This window comes from Streptomyces iconiensis, from assembly GCF_028657195.3.
Lineage (GTDB): Bacteria > Actinomycetota > Actinomycetes > Streptomycetales > Streptomycetaceae > Streptomyces > Streptomyces iconiensis.
The window spans coordinates 322,269-337,243 of sequence record NZ_JANCPR020000003.1 but is presented as its reverse complement, the minus strand read 5'-3'; the positions used below and the strand labels follow the sequence as shown (position 1 = coordinate 337,243).

13 protein-coding genes and 1 pseudogene are annotated in these 14,975 nt (G+C 71.0%); 4 read left to right on the top strand and 10 right to left on the bottom strand.

All coding sequences use genetic code 11. From position 1 onward, the window contains the following. Positions 1 to 125: pseudogene (locus tag NMN56_RS04405) on the top strand (electron transfer flavoprotein subunit alpha/FixB family protein); the annotation flags it as partial. A 115-nt stretch (positions 126 to 240) separates the two neighbouring features. Here NMN56_RS04405 and NMN56_RS04400 read toward each other — a convergent pair. The 5 genes from NMN56_RS04400 to NMN56_RS04380 all read right to left on the bottom strand — a co-directional run bounded on the left by NMN56_RS04400 (position 241) and on the right by NMN56_RS04380 (position 5,191). After that, complete coding sequence (locus NMN56_RS04400) at positions 241 to 894, bottom strand: hypothetical protein (protein WP_274045132.1); 654 nt, start codon at positions 892 to 894, stop codon at positions 241 to 243. A 92-nt stretch (positions 895 to 986) separates the two neighbouring features. After that, a complete protein-coding gene (locus NMN56_RS04395) occupies positions 987 to 1,622 on the bottom strand; it encodes a hypothetical protein (protein ID WP_274045133.1) in 636 nt (211 codons plus the stop codon). Positions 1,623 to 1,739: 117 nt separating this feature from the next. Beyond that, a complete protein-coding gene (locus tag NMN56_RS04390) occupies positions 1,740 to 3,968 on the bottom strand; it encodes an ABC transporter permease (RefSeq protein ID WP_274045134.1) in 2,229 nt (742 codons plus the stop codon). After that, on the bottom strand, positions 3,965 to 4,642 hold the full coding sequence (locus NMN56_RS04385; RefSeq protein WP_430542466.1) for an ABC transporter ATP-binding protein: 678 nt from the start codon (positions 4,640 to 4,642) through the stop codon (positions 3,965 to 3,967). The genes NMN56_RS04390 and NMN56_RS04385 overlap by 4 nt, the downstream gene beginning before the upstream one ends. A gap of 171 nt (positions 4,643 to 4,813) precedes the next feature. After that, on the bottom strand, positions 4,814 to 5,191 hold the full coding sequence (locus NMN56_RS04380) for a hypothetical protein (RefSeq protein ID WP_274045136.1): 378 nt from the start codon (positions 5,189 to 5,191) through the stop codon (positions 4,814 to 4,816). A gap of 793 nt (positions 5,192 to 5,984) precedes the next feature. Here NMN56_RS04380 and NMN56_RS04375 point away from each other — a divergent pair. Then, positions 5,985 to 6,644, top strand: a complete 660-nt coding sequence (locus NMN56_RS04375; RefSeq protein WP_430542460.1) for a TOPRIM nucleotidyl transferase/hydrolase domain-containing protein — start codon at positions 5,985 to 5,987, stop codon at positions 6,642 to 6,644. Between the two features lie 142 nt (positions 6,645 to 6,786). Here the strand turns inward: NMN56_RS04375 and NMN56_RS04370 are convergent, their stop codons facing one another. The 5 genes from NMN56_RS04370 to NMN56_RS04350 form a co-directional block, all read right to left on the bottom strand. Beyond that, the gene (locus tag NMN56_RS04370) at positions 6,787 to 7,512 is read right to left on the bottom strand and encodes a SanA/YdcF family protein (protein WP_280842837.1); all 726 of its coding nucleotides are present in this window, start codon (positions 7,510 to 7,512) and stop codon (positions 6,787 to 6,789) included. A 171-nt stretch (positions 7,513 to 7,683) separates the two neighbouring features. Further along, positions 7,684 to 8,562, bottom strand: a complete 879-nt coding sequence (locus NMN56_RS04365) for a LysR family transcriptional regulator (protein ID WP_274045139.1) — start codon at positions 8,560 to 8,562, stop codon at positions 7,684 to 7,686. 1 nt (position 8,563) lies between these two features. Further along, positions 8,564 to 9,772, bottom strand: a complete 1,209-nt coding sequence (locus NMN56_RS04360; RefSeq protein WP_274045140.1) for a low temperature requirement protein A — start codon at positions 9,770 to 9,772, stop codon at positions 8,564 to 8,566. A 226-nt stretch (positions 9,773 to 9,998) separates the two neighbouring features. Beyond that, complete coding sequence (locus tag NMN56_RS04355; protein WP_274045142.1) at positions 9,999 to 10,313, bottom strand: nuclear transport factor 2 family protein; 315 nt, start codon at positions 10,311 to 10,313, stop codon at positions 9,999 to 10,001. Between the two features lie 93 nt (positions 10,314 to 10,406). After that, entirely contained in the window at positions 10,407 to 11,156 is a 750-nt protein-coding gene (locus tag NMN56_RS04350) for an SDR family oxidoreductase (protein WP_274045143.1), read from the bottom strand. Between the two features lie 605 nt (positions 11,157 to 11,761). On the opposite strand from NMN56_RS04350, the gene NMN56_RS04345 reads away from it, so the two are divergent. Together NMN56_RS04345 and NMN56_RS04340 are read left to right on the top strand one after the other, a co-directional pair. Beyond that, the gene (locus tag NMN56_RS04345) at positions 11,762 to 13,543 is read left to right on the top strand and encodes a serine/threonine-protein kinase (RefSeq protein WP_274045144.1); all 1,782 of its coding nucleotides are present in this window, start codon (positions 11,762 to 11,764) and stop codon (positions 13,541 to 13,543) included. 187 nt (positions 13,544 to 13,730) lie between these two features. Continuing rightward, positions 13,731 to 14,945 (top strand): MFS transporter, encoded by a 1,215-nt coding sequence (locus NMN56_RS04340; RefSeq protein WP_274045145.1) that lies wholly within the window; start codon positions 13,731 to 13,733, stop codon positions 14,943 to 14,945. The last annotated feature ends 30 nt before the right edge of the window (positions 14,946 to 14,975 follow it).

Sequence of the window (14,975 nt, the reverse complement as noted above, 5' to 3'; positions counted from 1 at the left end):
CGATCGTGGCGATCAACAAGGACGCCGAGGCCCCCATCTTCGACCTCGTCGACTACGGCATCGTCGGCGACCTCTTCGACGTCGTCCCCCAACTCACCGACGACATCAACACCCGCAAAGCCTGAACCACCCCCACCCCCGGCGGACGCCCCACGGCGGCCCCGTGAACGCAATGTGGGCACTGTGAACGCTGTGAGCCCTACTTGCGTGCCGCATGAGCCAACTCGCTTGCCCGGCGCGCTACTTGGGCGCCCCGTACCAGCGCCAGCTGGTCAGGCGCGGGTGCCCGGGGAGCTCGGTGCGTCCCGTGGCCCACAGCAGAGTGGGCCACGGGTCGGTGCCCTCGGGGGCGTGCGGGAACAGGCGCGCGAGCGTACGCGCACACAGACCGGCGGGCGGCGCCCAGGGCAGCCCGAACGTCTCGGCCAGGTCGTAGGTGTGCACAAGCGTCTCCACGATGCCCATCGCGGCGAAGCCCTCAGGGTCAGAGACACCGAAGCCGTGGTAGCCGCGTACGTGCGGTGGTGTCGTACGCACCATCGCGACGAGCAGCGCACCGCTCGCCTCCAGCACCTGCAACAGCCCGGCTGTCCCCGCCGAACGGTCCGCGTGCACAGCGTTCAGCGGACCGCCTGGCCGGCGGCTCTCCCACACGTAGGGCACATCGCCGGTCAACGGCGGTGTCCTCGGGCCGAGTTGGACGGCGTAGGCGAACAGGTCGTCACTGAGGTGCTCGACGGTCTCCCAGCAGTCCCAGTCCAGCGAACCCGCGTTACGGTCCCAGCCGTCCTGCGGCGCCCCGCGCAGCGTGGCGACGGCGAGTTGCACGGCTTCGTCGAGGTCGTCCGCCGTGACGGGCGAGGCCGGGGACGCGGACGAACGGGTCTCAGGCATGCCGAGGACCCTAGCGCGCGAACGCACGGGCCGCTCGGCCGGACAGTCGCGGTCAGGCGGTCAGGCGGTCAGGCGGTCAGGCGGTCAGGCGGTCAGGCGAGCGTGAGCTGCCAGTACGCGGTGTCCCTGTACTCGTCGTCCGGCGGCTTGACCTCGACCGTGACCGGCATGCCCTTCGTGTCACCCGAGACGCGCACAGGCACGGCGACACTCTCGCCCTCACCGAGCGGGGCCAGGAGCCTGGCCGCCGCCGCGTCCTTGTTGAGCCAGTCGCTGACGCTGCCGTCGTCGGACCCCGTGTCGTCCAGAGGATCGCCCGCGCGGACGACGAGAGGGGCGTCCTCGTACTCGGAGACGCTGTCCTCAGCCGTGGGACCGCCGGGCCTCAGCTTCCTGTCCGTCTCGTTCTCGTACGTGACGGTGAAGCGGTAGGCGTGCCCGCCCCGTTCGCGTCGCAGGTCGCCCACGGACACCGTGAGCCCGTCCTCGAAACGGGCCGCCATACCCGGCATGAGCGGATCGGCGGCGCTCCCGTCCGGACTGTCGGCCGCCGAACCCTCCAACTGCCCGTAGCCGTCGAGCCCCTTCTCCAGTTCGGAGAGCCCCCACATCCCGAGCAGCAGCAGGGCACCGAGCACGAGAATCGCCGCCACACAGCCCACCTGCCACCGCCGATCCGTCTTCTCGACGCTCTCCGGTTCCGACTCGGACCGCGCTTCCGCTTCCATGCACTCCACGCTAGAAAGCCCCGCGCCCCCACCCCTGAGCGCACATACTCAACCCGGCTGAGTACCCCCCACCCACCGGGTCCGCGCACTCCCCCACCGCGCCAACGACTGCTTGTCTCAGTCCTGTTCGCCGGGTTGCCAGGCGTCCGCCTGGCGGGCGGCGGCGGTTGCCGCCCACCACCACATGAGCAGGCCCAGCAGCGCCACGACCAGGAGGCTGACCGTGGTCAGCGCTGCGGGGACTTCGAGGCCGCGGGGGCCGACGAGGGGTTGTGCGAGCCAGCCGCCCGCCAGGGTGCCGGTGAGTCCGGCCAGGAGGAGAGGCATGCCGACGCCCCAGGCCGCAGTGGTGCGGAAGATGCCGGTGCCGCCTGCGAGAGCGGTCAGTGGTGCGAGGGCCCGGCCTGAGCGCAAGTGTTCGGCCATGCCGGAGAGTCCGGCGGCGAGGGCGAGGATGGTGAGGGCGGCGATACCGAGCAGAACGCTCCAGCGGCCCTGGTCCCTGTTCGGGGCTCCTCCCACGAGGTAGTCGGCGCCGGGCGCGTCGATGCGGGCTCCGCGCGGGAAGCTGTCGTAGGCGAGTTCCTTCAGCGCCGCGACGTCCAGGTCCTCCCCGTCTCGGCTGGTGAGGATGAGCGTGCTGCCGTTCTCGGCGTCGACAGGCTTCCTGGTGGCGTTCCGGTCACGGGTGACGGTGACCGCAGCGTCGGGGAAGGCTTTCCAGGCAAGGAGTTCGCGTACGCGCGGGTCCGAGGGCCGCTCGTTCAGTGCGGTTGAGGCCCCCTCGTCGCCGGGACAGGGCAGCGCGAGCGTGCGCAGTGCCGTGCAGTCGCCGGCGATGCGGACGCCTCGGGCTCCGGGTGTGGAGAAGAGCGCGGTTTCGGTGCCCTGGGGAAGCCGGGTGACGAACCGGGCCTGGGCTCGCTTTCCGCCTCCCTTCGGGCCGACTTCGAGGGTGCTCAGGCCGATGCGGTCGAGGGTCAGCTGGGCCGCCGTGGCTTGCTGCCCGAAGATCATCTGCCAGGCGACCGCTTGGAAGAGCAGACACAGGGCGATCGCGACGCCCGCCACCATGCGGGCCACGGTGCGCGGATGTGCAGCTGTGCGGCGACCGGCGACGAGCAGCCCCGGCAGGCGTCGGCGTCGGCCGATGCGTGCCAGTCCACGTCCGAGTGCGGCTGCGGTGACCGCGACGGCGGCCGGGAGGGTCGCGAGGGTGCCCGCTGTGCCTGCCCAGGTGGCGAAGAGCCGTGCCGGATTCTCAGGAGGGAAGAAGCGGGCGCCCTGAACGCCCAGGAAGAGCATGACGGGACACAGCATCGCCCACACCATCGGCGAGCGGCGGTGTCCCTGCCCGGGACGAACCATCCGTTGGCGGCGCCCTGAGGCGGGGCGGTCGAAGAGGAGAACAACGGCGAACAGGCACAAGGCGGCGGCCAACGGGACCAGAAGAGTGGCAGGCCACCACCAGCGCTGCAGGTCCGCGGCCTCGATGACGTATCCGGTCACCGGGAGGCGAACACCCCGCCAGGCGGCTGCCCCTGTGGCCGCGGCGCCCAGGGCGATGCCGCAGAGCACAGGGCGCCATGCCTCGCCGCAGGCGATCAGTGCCCTGTCGCTCGCGCGCCCGCCCAGGGAGGCGATCAGCGCCATCCGGCGGTCGCGGGCGCGTGCCCCGGTACGGGAAGCCACCCAGGCGAGCGCGAGACCGGGGAGGAACAGCATGCCGACGATGAGCGCCTGGAACATCCATTCCGGTTGATCGTCGCGTGGATAGGGTCCGACGCGGCCCTGTCCCGCTCCGTCCCCCGGTCCGAATCCGCTGATCCGGGAGGCGTAACGGGAGTGCAGTTCTTGGGGCTTGACGACGATGTAGGCGAAACGTTCTGATCCGTCGGCGAGCCCGTCATCCGCGATGGTGCCGACGGTTCGGCCATAACGCTCCTCGATCCCCTCACCAGCCCCCGCTTCGCGCAGCGCCGGTGAGAGCAGCACCTCGCCCGCACTGGGCCAACCGCGCACGCCCGGCGGCAGCGGCACATCGGAGGTGAGCGGAGCGAGGAAGACGATGTCGTACTGGCGCCGGTCTGCGAGCCAGTCCGAGGAGACCTGATAGGCCGCCTGCGCCCGCTGCGCCGTCCCGGTGGCGACCGCGGGTTCACGTGCGGCGACGCGCTGGGCCTTCCCCTCGTACACCGCGTGCACGGCGACCGCCGAAGCGCCCCCCAGCGTGAGGACGAGCGCGGCGCACAGCAGGGCGACGAACCGGATGTGTCCGGCCTCGGCGTGCTGTCCGGCAGCGTGACCGATGCGCAGGAGGCGCCGGGACAGTCCGGTCCGTTTCACGGCCGCACCTCGTCGGGCGCGCTCGCCCGGTCTGCCGGCGTCAGGCGGCCATGACGCAGGTGCAGGACGCGGTCAGCGCGTTGGGCCACGGTCACGTCATGGGTGACCACCAGCAGTCCGCAGGAGTGTCGCCGGGGAAGCGAGAAGAGGAGGTCGGCGACGAGTTCGCGGGTGTCGGCGTCGAGCGCACCGGTCGGCTCGTCGGCGAGCAGCAGTCCGGGGGCGTTCATCAGCGCCCGTGCGACGGCCGTCCGCTGGCGCTCGCCGCCGGACAGTCGGCTGGTGGCAGTGCGTACCGGTACCCCCAGGTCCGTCAGAAGGCCCTCGGCGCGGACGAAGGGATCTTCGCTCTTCGGATCGCCCGACGGCGTCGTCGCCGTACGGGACAGCAGCGGGGCCAACGCGACGTTCTCGACGGGAGTCAGCTCAGGGAGCAGTTCACCGAACTGGAAGACCATGCCGATGCTCTCGCTGCGCACCCGCGCCATGCGCTTCCCGGACAGGCCGGTCGTCGGCGTTCCGGTCACCGCGACCGTCCCCTCCCCCGGCTTGATCAGGCCCAGCACGCACGACAGCAGCGTGCTCTTACCAGAACCGCTTGCTCCGGTGACAGCCACCGACTCCCCGCGAGCGACCTGAAGGTCCAACCCGTCGAACAGCACACGGTCGGCCAGAGAATAGGAAAGCCCGCGCACACGAAGCGCCGGGGCTTCGCCGGAGGGGGCGGTTGCGAGGGTGGGGGCGTCCGATGCGAGCACAACTTTCCTTGTCCTGGGCGGAGTTCGGCGGGAAGCGCACGTAACGAGGGGCGGCGCCCAAGACGCCGCCCCTCAAGAGGAGCAGGCTCAATGTCCGTCGCCGGGGCGGTCATAGGCACCGCACTCGTCGGGGGAAAACTGGATGTTCGTGCATGCCTGCACGGCGGTCACGCGGTGAGAACTGTCCGAGCCGCTGTACTTCTTGGACCGATAGCCCCCGCTGTTGTCCATCCGCAGGCCACGACTGTTCTTGCGGTCGTACTTGACGTACACGGAGTGGCTGTCCGAGGCAGTGTCTTGGACGGCGACGCTGCGATTGTTGTACGCGCCGTCTGTGCTCCACGCATGGGCACCAGGGGAGCGCGAATCAAGATTCTCGGCAAGTGCCGGAGACGCGGATCCCAACAGTGCTAAGACAGATATTCCTGCGGCTGCATATCTGGCAACCTTCTTGTTGTTGCGCACGACCGCTCCTTTAGATGGATTTCAGGTGGCACTCGAGTAGAGACCTTGTAGAACTTGGGAAGGAAGATACTTCACACGGAGCTGACACCGTGTCAAACCACCCCGACCCAAGGGGAGCTAAAGGATCCACATAAGTTCACCTTGAGTTATTCATTCCGGGGCCGCGAGGACATTCCCGATGATTCATCAGCACGTTCAGTCACCGCGCTACCAATGTGATGTACGTCACTTGCCTTGATTCGTTCGCGCCCAGGTCATGTTGCGCAACCTCGCCCACGACCGGTGCAGAGCGCCGTATGGAGCGACCATCCAACAAAGGGCGTCTGTCTTCTCGGCGCGTTCCGACAGAGGTGAATGCTCCTAGTAGGGTCGGGGACTGGCGCGGTGGCTGATGCTCCGTTTCCAGTCCCCGCCGCTACTAGAGGAAGAACGGCCGGGCGACCAGGAGTTGCCTCCGTCCGGCGCCTCAGCTCGGAAATGCAACTTCAGCCCCGTCTCGTCCCAATCGTGCGCTCGGACGAACTCGCCCGCCTTGCGGACATCGCCCGTCGTCAGCTGCACAGCGCCGCGAAGCCGGCCACCACGCTTCGGCTGGACGTGAATGCGGTAGCGCTTCCGGGGCCCCGGAAGCAGGGTCTGGTGGGCTCGTACAAGCTCGTACCAGATCTTCTCGAAGGCAGTGCGCGGAGCGGTCTGTGAGTCGTTCGCCGAGGTCGATCCCTGACCGTGAAGGCGGGCCGGTGGTGGGGAAAAGCGGGGGTCGGGGGTGGGGTGGTGGTGCGAGACTCGGGGGGTGGACGCGATGGAGCGGTTTCGTTCGGCGGCCGTCGCGTGGGCGGCCGGGGGTGTGGGGGCCGGGGACGCCGGTGTGGTGGCGCAGGGGCTGGCCGGAGACGTGGGTGTGCGTACGGTCGTGCTCGTCGAGGGGGTCAGCGACCAGGTCGCGTTCGAGACGCTCGCCGCGCGGCGGGGGCGGGCTCTCGGTGAGGAGGGCGTCTCCGTCGTACCGCTCGGCGGTGCGACGAGCATCGGGCGCTATCTGGCCCTGCTCGGGCCCGGCGGGCTGAACGTCGGGACGGCGGGACTCTGTGACGCGGAGGAGGAGAGGTTCTTCCGGCGTGCGCTGGAGCGCAACGGTTCCGGGCCGCTCGCCACCCGTGCCGACCTGGAGCGGCTGGGGTTCTTCGTGTGCGTCGCGGATCTGGAGGACGAGCTGATCCGCTGTCTCGGCCCCGGCACCGTGTGCGACGTGCTCGGTGAGGAGGGCGATCTGCGCGCGTTCCGTACCTTCCAGAAGCAGCTGGCGCAGCGGGAGCGGACGGTCGAGCAGCAGCTCCGGCGCTTCCTCGGCACCACTCGTGGCCGCAAGGCCCACTACGCGCGCTCACTGGTGGAGGCCCTGGGCCCCGCGGAGGCGCCGACACCGCTGGAGCGGCTGCTCGCCTACCTCTGAGCCCGCTTGCTGCTCTCGTGTCTCGTACTTCTCAGCCCGTTGCTGCTCGCGCCTTTGAAGGCCCGGTTCTCGGGAGCGTCCGTTTCCTCACCTCGTTCGTGCCCTCACTTCCTCAGCGCGCTCACTTCGCCCGCCGGTGCCCTCACTTCGCCAGTGCGCGTCGCACGCCGTGTTCGTCGGGGCCCAGGAAGTGTGGGTCGGGGGTGAGGGTCGCCTCGTAGAGTGCCTTGGCCGCGCCGGGGAGTTCGCGGACGCTGCTGGCGTACCAGGTGAGGTCGCGCGGTTCGGACACGGGCACGCCGTGTGCCTCGATCCCGACCGCCCCGCACAGCGCGGTGGCGCGGCGGATGTGGAAGTCCTGGCTGACGAGCAGCGCCTTGCCGACGCCGAAGACCCGCTTGGCGCGGGCGCACGAGTCCCAGGTGTCGAAGCCCGCGTAGTCGGCGACGACATGGCGCGAGGGCACGCCGCGGCCGGTGAGGTAGCGGCGCATGGCGTCCGGTTCGTCGTAGCTGTCGCGGCTGTTGTCGCCCGTGACGAGGACAGCGCGGACCTTGCCGTGTGCGTACAGCTCGGCAGCGGTGTCGAGCCGGTGTGCGAGGTACGGGGAGGGTTCGCCGTCCCACAGTCCCGCGCCGAACACCATCGCGACGGGCGCGGAGGGTGCGCCGGCGACGGCCTCGGCGACGGCGCCGGCTTCGGTGACCGCGGAGCGCGTCGTCATGCGCAGCCACGTCGCGGGCAGCAGCGCGAGCACACACAGCAGCACGAGCCCCTGTACGGCGCGGCGTCTGCCCCGTCGGGTGCGGGGCAGACGCGGGCGGCGGAGCAACGCGCGCGCCCGTTCGAACAGCTGAGGTCTCGGCACATGTGCTGCCACGCGGGGAGGGGCCCGCACGGTTGCAGTCCCGGGTTGCACGTCCGGGGTCGCACGTTCGGGGTTGCCCGTTCGGGGTTGCCCGGAGTTACTGCCCACGGTTGCTGTCCTGGTGCCTGCTGAGGTCACCGCGCGGTGCGGCGACCACCTGCCCGTACGGGCTTACGGGGCCGCGGTGCCGAGGAGTATGTCGCGCCCCGGGCAGGTGGTGTGGGGCAGGTAGAGGGCGTGGAGGGGTGCGTGGAGCGGGGGTTCGAGTGTGAGGATGCGCGCTTTGCCACCGGCGGCGGTGCCCGGTGGTGTGGTGACGAACGCGAGGTGGTCAGTGCCGATGACGGCGGTGACCGGGGGCGTGCCCTGGCGGCCGGTGCGTGCGATGCGGGGTTCGAAGCCGGCGTGACGGCAGTGGTCGATGAGCAGATCGGTGTAGCCGGACCGGCCGGGTGTCCCCCAGACCATGAAGCGTTCGTCGGCCAGTTCGGGCAGCGTCACACCACCGGTACGGGTGGCGAGGGGGTGGCTGGACGCGACGGCGATGTGCAGGCGCTGGTGGCCGAGGGTGGTGCGGGTCAGCCCGGGTGCGGGGGTGATGCCGCGGCACAGGCCGAGGTCGAGGTCGCCGGCGAGCAGCGCTTCGGTCAGTTCGTCGGGGTAGCGCTGGTGCACATCGGGGACGGTGCCGGGGCGCGCGTCGGTCACGGGGGTGAGCAGGCTGACGACTTCCTCACCCGTGACGGCCGGGGTGTAGCCGATGCGGAGGGGCTCGGCCTCGCCGCGGCCGATGTGCCGGGCGCGGTGTACCGCCGAACGTGCCACGCCGTTCAGGACGCGGGCGTCCTCGACCAGGGCGCGGCCCGCGGGGAGAACGGTGACGCCGGTGCTGCCGCGCTCCAGCAGCGGCACGCCGACTTCGCGTTCGAGGACGCGGATGGATGTCGACAGCGCCTGCTGGGACAGGTGCATACGCGCGGCGGCCCGGGTGAGGCTGCCCTCTTCCGCGACGGCGACCAGGTGCCCCAGCTTGTTCAGGTCCAGTACCACGTCAAAGTCCCTTGGCGCGGCGGCGGTTCACGGTGATGAGGTTGGCGGCCAGAGTGGCACTCACTGCCAGGCCGGTGCCGAGCACCGTGCCTCCGATGCCGAGGGCCGGTGCGCAGAACCCCAGGACCAGCACGACGAGCGCGCCGGCGAGCACCAGCAGCGAGTGTCCGACGGCCCCGGTGCCGGTGGCCCGGTGCAGAACGGCCAGTACGAGGAGCACGATCGCGACGGGCACCGCGATCGCGAGCCCCGCTCCCCGGGTGGAGAGGTGCCCGTGGTGTGCCGCCGCGTCGAGGGCCGCCTCCAGACCCGCGCCGATCGCGGCCAGCGCGGCGAAGACGGCATAGTGGCCGTATCCCCAAGCCAAGGCGGTACGCAGGGTGGTCAGTGCGGCCTCGCTGCCGCTGAAGTAGATCCACCACAGGGCGAAGACCAGCAGCAGTCCGCCCACGGCGATCAGCAGAACGGTGGTGGACAGGCCGTGGTCGGTCATGGCGGACTGGACGGCTGCGAGCGAGGCGAGGATCACCTCGCCGAGAACGATGATGGTGAACAGCCCATAGCGTTCGGCGATGTGCCCGGGGTGCCAGCTGGTGGGTCGGCGACCGCGGGACTCGGCCCACGCGGGTACGGCAACCTCGGCCACCACCAGGACGAGGAAGGTGACCCAGACCCACACTCCGGACGACCACAGGCGGGCGATCCATCCGACCTGCACCACGGCGATACCGGCGGCGTAGCGCAGCGTGGTGCTCCGGCCCTCGGGGTGTTCGGCCGCTGCCCGTAGCCACTGGGTCAGCAGCGCCACCCGCATGATGACGTAGCCGATCACCACCACGGTGAAGTCGTGGTCCTCGAAAACGGGGCGCGCGCCCGCCGCCAGCACCAGCACACCGGCCATCTGGACCAGCGTCAGCAGCCGGTAGGGCACGTCATCGGTGTCGTAGGCGGAGGCGAACCAGGTGAAGTTCATCCACGCCCACCAGATCGCGAAGAACACCGCGGCGTACGCGGCGAGCCCCGAGGCGATATGGCCCTCGGCGAGCGCGTGGTGCAGCTGGACCGCGGCCTGGGAGACCGCGACCACGAATGTCAGGTCGAACAGAAGCTCCAGCGGCGTCGCGGCGCGGTGCGCCTCGTCCGGGTCGCGTCCGCCCATCACCCGCCGTACCGCTCCTGTCCGGCCCGTGCCGGCAACCTGGCCACTCATCGCAACGCCTCCTGGCCGTCGTCTTCTTCACTCTCGTTCGTCGCCGGTCCCATCCTTGCCGCTCGTCCGGCCCACGCCCGGCAGGGACGCGTGTTCCGAGCATGCAAGCGGGCCCGGACGCTCCAGCAGTCCGGGCCCGCGCTGAGGGTCCCAGGTCCTCCATGGGATCAGGCTCGTTCAGGGAACGACGCCGAGGGGGCGCCTCCCCCGCCGAACAGGGCCGGCCCTACGCTTGGCCGGTCTCGAAGCGGCTGATCCGGCCGTCGGTGACGGTGAACGCCCATCGGGTGCGCATGCTGCCGTAGGTGGAGTTGGTGTAGGTGCCCGTCAGTGTCCGCCCGTCGGACGCGACGTCCTCGACGTCCAGATGCCCGTTCGAGGAGAAGATCTCGCTGTCCGTCCACGCGGTGACGTCGCGCTCGGTGCCGTCGTCGGACATGGTGACATCGTCGGTCAGCGCGGCGGCGAAGGCGTCCTTGTCGCCGGAGTTGAGGGCGGCGACGAAGGCGGCCACCGCGGGGTCGAGCGGTTGTGTGGTCATCGGTACCTCCGGGTGCTCGGGCTGTACGGGGGCGGGGGGGGTGGGGCGGTGGCCCGGCGGGGGCCTCGCGGCTGCGTCGTCGCCGGCGGGGGGTCAGCGGGTGGTGTAGCCGCCGTTGGGGAACAGCGTCTGCCCCGTGAACCACCAGCCCTCGGTGGACAGGAACAAGATCACCGGGACGATGTCCTCGATGTGGGTGAGCTGGTTGCCCAGCGCCTGGGACGCGTGGAACTCCGCCCTCTCCGGGGTCTCCTGCGGGTAGAAGAACGGAGTGTCCATCGGGCCCGGGGCCACGGTGTTCACCGAGATCCCGCGGTCAGCGAACTCCTTGGCCGCCGCCCTGGTGAAGTGCTCCAGCGGCGCCTTGCCGCCCGCGTAGGTCGCGTAGCCGTCGGTGAACGCCGCCAGCAGGGACGTACCGAGGCTGATGATCTTGCCGCCGTCGTTCAGCCGCCGCCCGGCTTCCTGGATGAAGAAGAAGCCCGCCTTGGCGTTGATGCCGAACATCCGGTCGTACTCGTCCTCCGTCGTCTCCAGAATCGGCTTCCGCAGCACCATCCCCGTCGTGTTCACCGCGATGTCCACACCTCCGTAGGTGTCCACCGCCGTATCGAACAGACGCCGCACATCCGCAACGTTCGTCAGGTCGCCCTGCACGGCGACGGCCTGTCCACCGGCCTGCTGGACGTCCGCGACCGTCTGCTCCGCCTCGCTCTCGGAGCCGTGATAGTGCACGACGACCTTCGCTCCTGCCCCGGCGAACGTCCTGCTGATCAGCCCGCCCAGGTTCTTCTCGCCGCCACCGACGACCGCGACCTTCCCCTGCAGATTCTTCCCGGCCATGCTCCGCACTCCCTCTCGTCCTTGCTGGTGCTCGCGTCATTGCTGGTGATCGGCTTGATCACGTTCCACCAATGACACTAGGCGGACATTACGGACAGCGGGTAACACAAGCTCTTGGTGTCCCCACAAGCACCGTCGATACCTGCAGGCGGGAGCCCGCCCCGCCAAGCCGCCGCTCCGCAATCGAGTGACCGGCCCCTGCCGCCGACTGCCGGACGGTGGAGCCCTGGTCCTCCTCGACGGCCGGCCGCCGGGCCGCTGGGCCGCCGGGCCAGGGGGTCACGCGCCCGGGCCGGGTGGCTCGTGCGCCCGGGCCGGGTTCTCGCGCGCGCGGCCCAGGTGGTCATACGCCAGGCCGGTGGCCGACCGCCAAGCCGGGGAGGGATCGCGCACCGAATCCGTTGACCCGGCGCACCGAGCCGGGGGGCCGCGCGCCGAATCCGTCGGTGCAGCGCCGTTCCGGACGCCTGTCCGTGTACGCCCTTAGCCCCCGATTCCCGTACAACTCCGCACCGCTCCCGATGCCGGTCGACCCCAACCGCCCCAACGGATCACTGGTGACGAATGGTTAGGATCGAGCGGCCAGCTGATCGGAAGGAAGCGGAATGAGGAACCTTGAGCCCGCCGACCCCGTCCAGGTCGGCAGGTACAGACTGCTGAGCCGCCTGGGCGAAGGGGGAATGGGGCGGGTCTATCTGGCACGTTCGGAGCGGGGCCGCACCGTGGCGGTCAAGCTCGTGCAGCCGGATCTGGCACGGCTGCCCGAGTTCCGGCAGCGCTTCCGCCAGGAGGTCGCGGTTTCGCAGCGCGTCACGGGAGAGTGGACGGCGCCGGTGCTCGACGCGGACACCGAGGCCGAACAGCCGTGGGTGGCCACGCATTACGTGCCCGGCCCCTCGCTGTACGCGGTCGTCGCCGAGGAATACGGCCCTCTCCCCACCGAAGCGCTCCGCGTCCTCGCGCACGGCCTGACGCGCGCGCTCCGCGAGGTGCACGGTGTCGGCCTGGTCCACCGCGACCTCAAGCCCGCGAACGTCCTGGTGACCATCGACGGCCCCCGGCTGATCGACTTCGGTATCGCCCGGGCCGTGGAGACGGCGACGGGCAGCGATCTGACGCGGACGGGAGCCGTCGTCGGCTCGCCCGGCTTCCTCTCGCCCGAGCAGGTACGGGGCGAGCGCGTGTCCCCGGCCAGCGATGTCTTCGCGCTCGGCTGCGTGCTGGCCTTCGCCGCCGGCGGCAGGTCTCCCTTCGGTACGGCCGAAGGCGGCCAGCACGCCCTGCTGTTCCGCGTCGCCGAACACGCGCCGGACCTCGGGGCCGTGCCCCCTGAGTGGCACGCGTTCATCGGCGCGTGTCTGGAGAAGGCCCCCGAACGGCGGCCCACCGTTGACCAGTTGCTCGACGCGACCCGCCCGTCCGAGGCGGACGGGGCAACGCCGTGGCTGCCTGCCACGCTGATCGCCGGCCTGGGACGGCACGCGGCGGCGCTCCTCCAGTGGGAGAACCCGGCACCCGGCGCTGACCCCGCTCCCCCGTCCACCGGTACGGCGCACGCGGGCCCCGGCAACGCGCACCCCGGGCCGCCGCCAAGTACCGGAGCGGCCGGACCGGCAGGCCCCGGCCCGGCGGGACCCGGAACGCTGGGCCCCGAGCCATGGGGCCCCGACCCGGCGAGTACGGGACTGACGGCTCCCGGCCCCGGAGGGCCCGCATCCACCGGGCCCCCGCCCGACGGGCCCGCATCCACGCCGATACCCTCCCCTCCGTCCGGCGCCACGGCGACACCACCACCGGCACCGGCACCCAACCGCGCGCAGGCCGACTCACTGCACCAGCAGGCCGCAACGGGCCAGGAGGTCATCCGCCTCTCCAGCCGGACGGCCTCCATCACGCGGTTCGCGCAACTGGCCTACCAGGCACAGGGGTTGGGCTACACCTACGACACCTTCGAGGCGGGCCTCACAACGCGCCCCGCCCTCACCCTCCGCCGCCACCCGGGTCCTCCGGGCAGCCAACCGGCGACCCCCTTCGATCTGCTCAAGTCGCGGATCACCGTCGACGGCATGGGCGCCTACAGGCGCAACATCACGCTGCTCGTCGGGGCCTTCCTCTGCGTCGTCTTCGGCCCGACGGCCGGGAACTCTGTGATCTCCTCCATGATGGGTACCTCCTTCATCGGGGCCCTCGTCATCGTCGCCTACCTCCTCCTGCGCAAACGCGACCAGGCCCAGGCCGACCGGCTCACGGGCTTCGGCTACCGCCGCTTCCCCGACCCCATGGGCCGCCCCCGCTACCAGCCGGCGCCGCAGAACCCGGCCACGCCACCGCCATGGAGCGGTACGCCCCAGCCTGGTCCGCACAGTCGCGGCCCCTACAGCCCCTGAGCCCCGGCTCCCCCGGACACCCTCGCGCCGCTGGTGTGCCTCGTGGACCCGGTGGAGTTCCTGGTCCAGGTCGTGCAGCGCGTAATCCCGTTCGTGCCGGGCCGCCCCGCTCCCCTACGGTGCGCTCCATGGGACGGCGCGGTGGCACACGGGACGGGGCCAGGGGTGGCGGGCATGCGGTGGCCCCGTGAAGCTCGGTGCCGAGTACCGGCGGATCTGGGCCGGGAACGCCTCGTCGAACCTCGCCGACGGCATCACCTTCATCGCGCTGCCGCTGCTGGCCGCCGACCTCACCAGCTCTCCCGCGGCGATCGCCGGGCTGCCCCTCGCCCACGCGGTGCCCCGCATCCTGGCCGTGCTCGGCCTCGGGGTGCTCATCGACCGCGGGGACCGCCGTGTGCTCCTCTACCGGGCCAACTTCGCCCGGGCCGCCGTCTTCGCCGTCCTCACCATGCTGGTCGCCACGCACACGGCCTCGCTGCCCGTCCTCTACGCCGTCTTCGTGGTCATGGGCGTCGTGGAGACGCTGTCGGACAACACGGCCTTCGCCGTACTGCCGCAGGCCGTCACCGCTGCGGGTCTCGACCGGGCCAACTCCCGGATCGCGGGCACCCAGTTGATCGTCGACGAGTTCGCCGGGCCGCCGCTCGGCGGCTTCCTCTTCGCCGCCGCGGCCTTCGCCCCGTCGGGGCTCAATACGCTCGCCTTCCTGGCAGCCGGCGTCAGCTACTTCCTTCTCCGGGGGAACTACCGCGTCCCGGCGGGCGGGACGGCGCCTCCGGCGGGCGTCTACGCCGGCATCCGCGAGGGGATCTCCTGGACGTGGCACCACCGGATCGTGCGTACCACGGTCGTCATCGGCACCATCGCCGGCGTCGGCTACATGATCCCGTTCTCCTATCTGGTGCTGTACGCGCGCGAGGTGCTCGGGCTCAGCTCAGCCGAGTACGGCCTGCTTCTGTCGGCGTCGGCCCTGGGCGGTCTGGCCGGCGCGTGGTCGGCCGGCAGGCTCCGTGCCCGTATCGGATACGGCTGGTCGATCGCGGTGGCGCTGGCCACCGGCTCCGCCTCGTTCCTCGTCATCTCCGTGACGGAGAACCTCGTCGCCGTCGCCGTCGCGCTGGCCGCTTACATCGGGCACTCCGCGCTGTGGAACGTGCTCGCCGCCTCCGTACGGCAGAAGGCAACGCCCGCCGCGCTCATGGGGCGCGTCATCTCGGCGACCCGGCTCATGTCGTTCTGCGGACTCGCGCTGGGAGCACTCCTGGGCGGCCGGCTGGCCACCACGTTCGGGCTGCGGGCGCCCTTCCTCGTGGCAGGCGCGCTCTTCGCAGCGGCGACGGCCGTCAGCGTGCTGGCGATACCCCGCTTCCGGGCCTGGGAGAGGGGCGGGGAGGAGTGAGAGGGGTGAGAGGGGTGAAGTGGCGCCGCA

Bases quoted from the DNA above. Each gene is read 5' to 3' on its own strand.
- NMN56_RS04400 (WP_274045132.1), bottom strand. From the start codon at position 894: ATGCCTGAGACCCGTTCGTCCGCGTCCCCGGCCTCGCCCGTCACGGCG.
- NMN56_RS04395 (WP_274045133.1), bottom strand. From the start codon at position 1,622: ATGGAAGCGGAAGCGCGGTCCGAGTCGGAACCGGAGAGCGTCGAGAAG.
- NMN56_RS04360 (WP_274045140.1), bottom strand. From the start codon at position 9,772: ATGAGTGGCCAGGTTGCCGGCACGGGCCGGACAGGAGCGGTACGGCGG.
- NMN56_RS04355 (WP_274045142.1), bottom strand. From the start codon at position 10,313: ATGACCACACAACCGCTCGACCCCGCGGTGGCCGCCTTCGTCGCCGCC.
- NMN56_RS04350 (WP_274045143.1), bottom strand. From the start codon at position 11,156: ATGGCCGGGAAGAATCTGCAGGGGAAGGTCGCGGTCGTCGGTGGCGGC.
- NMN56_RS04345 (WP_274045144.1), top strand. From the start codon at position 11,762: ATGAGGAACCTTGAGCCCGCCGACCCCGTCCAGGTCGGCAGGTACAGA.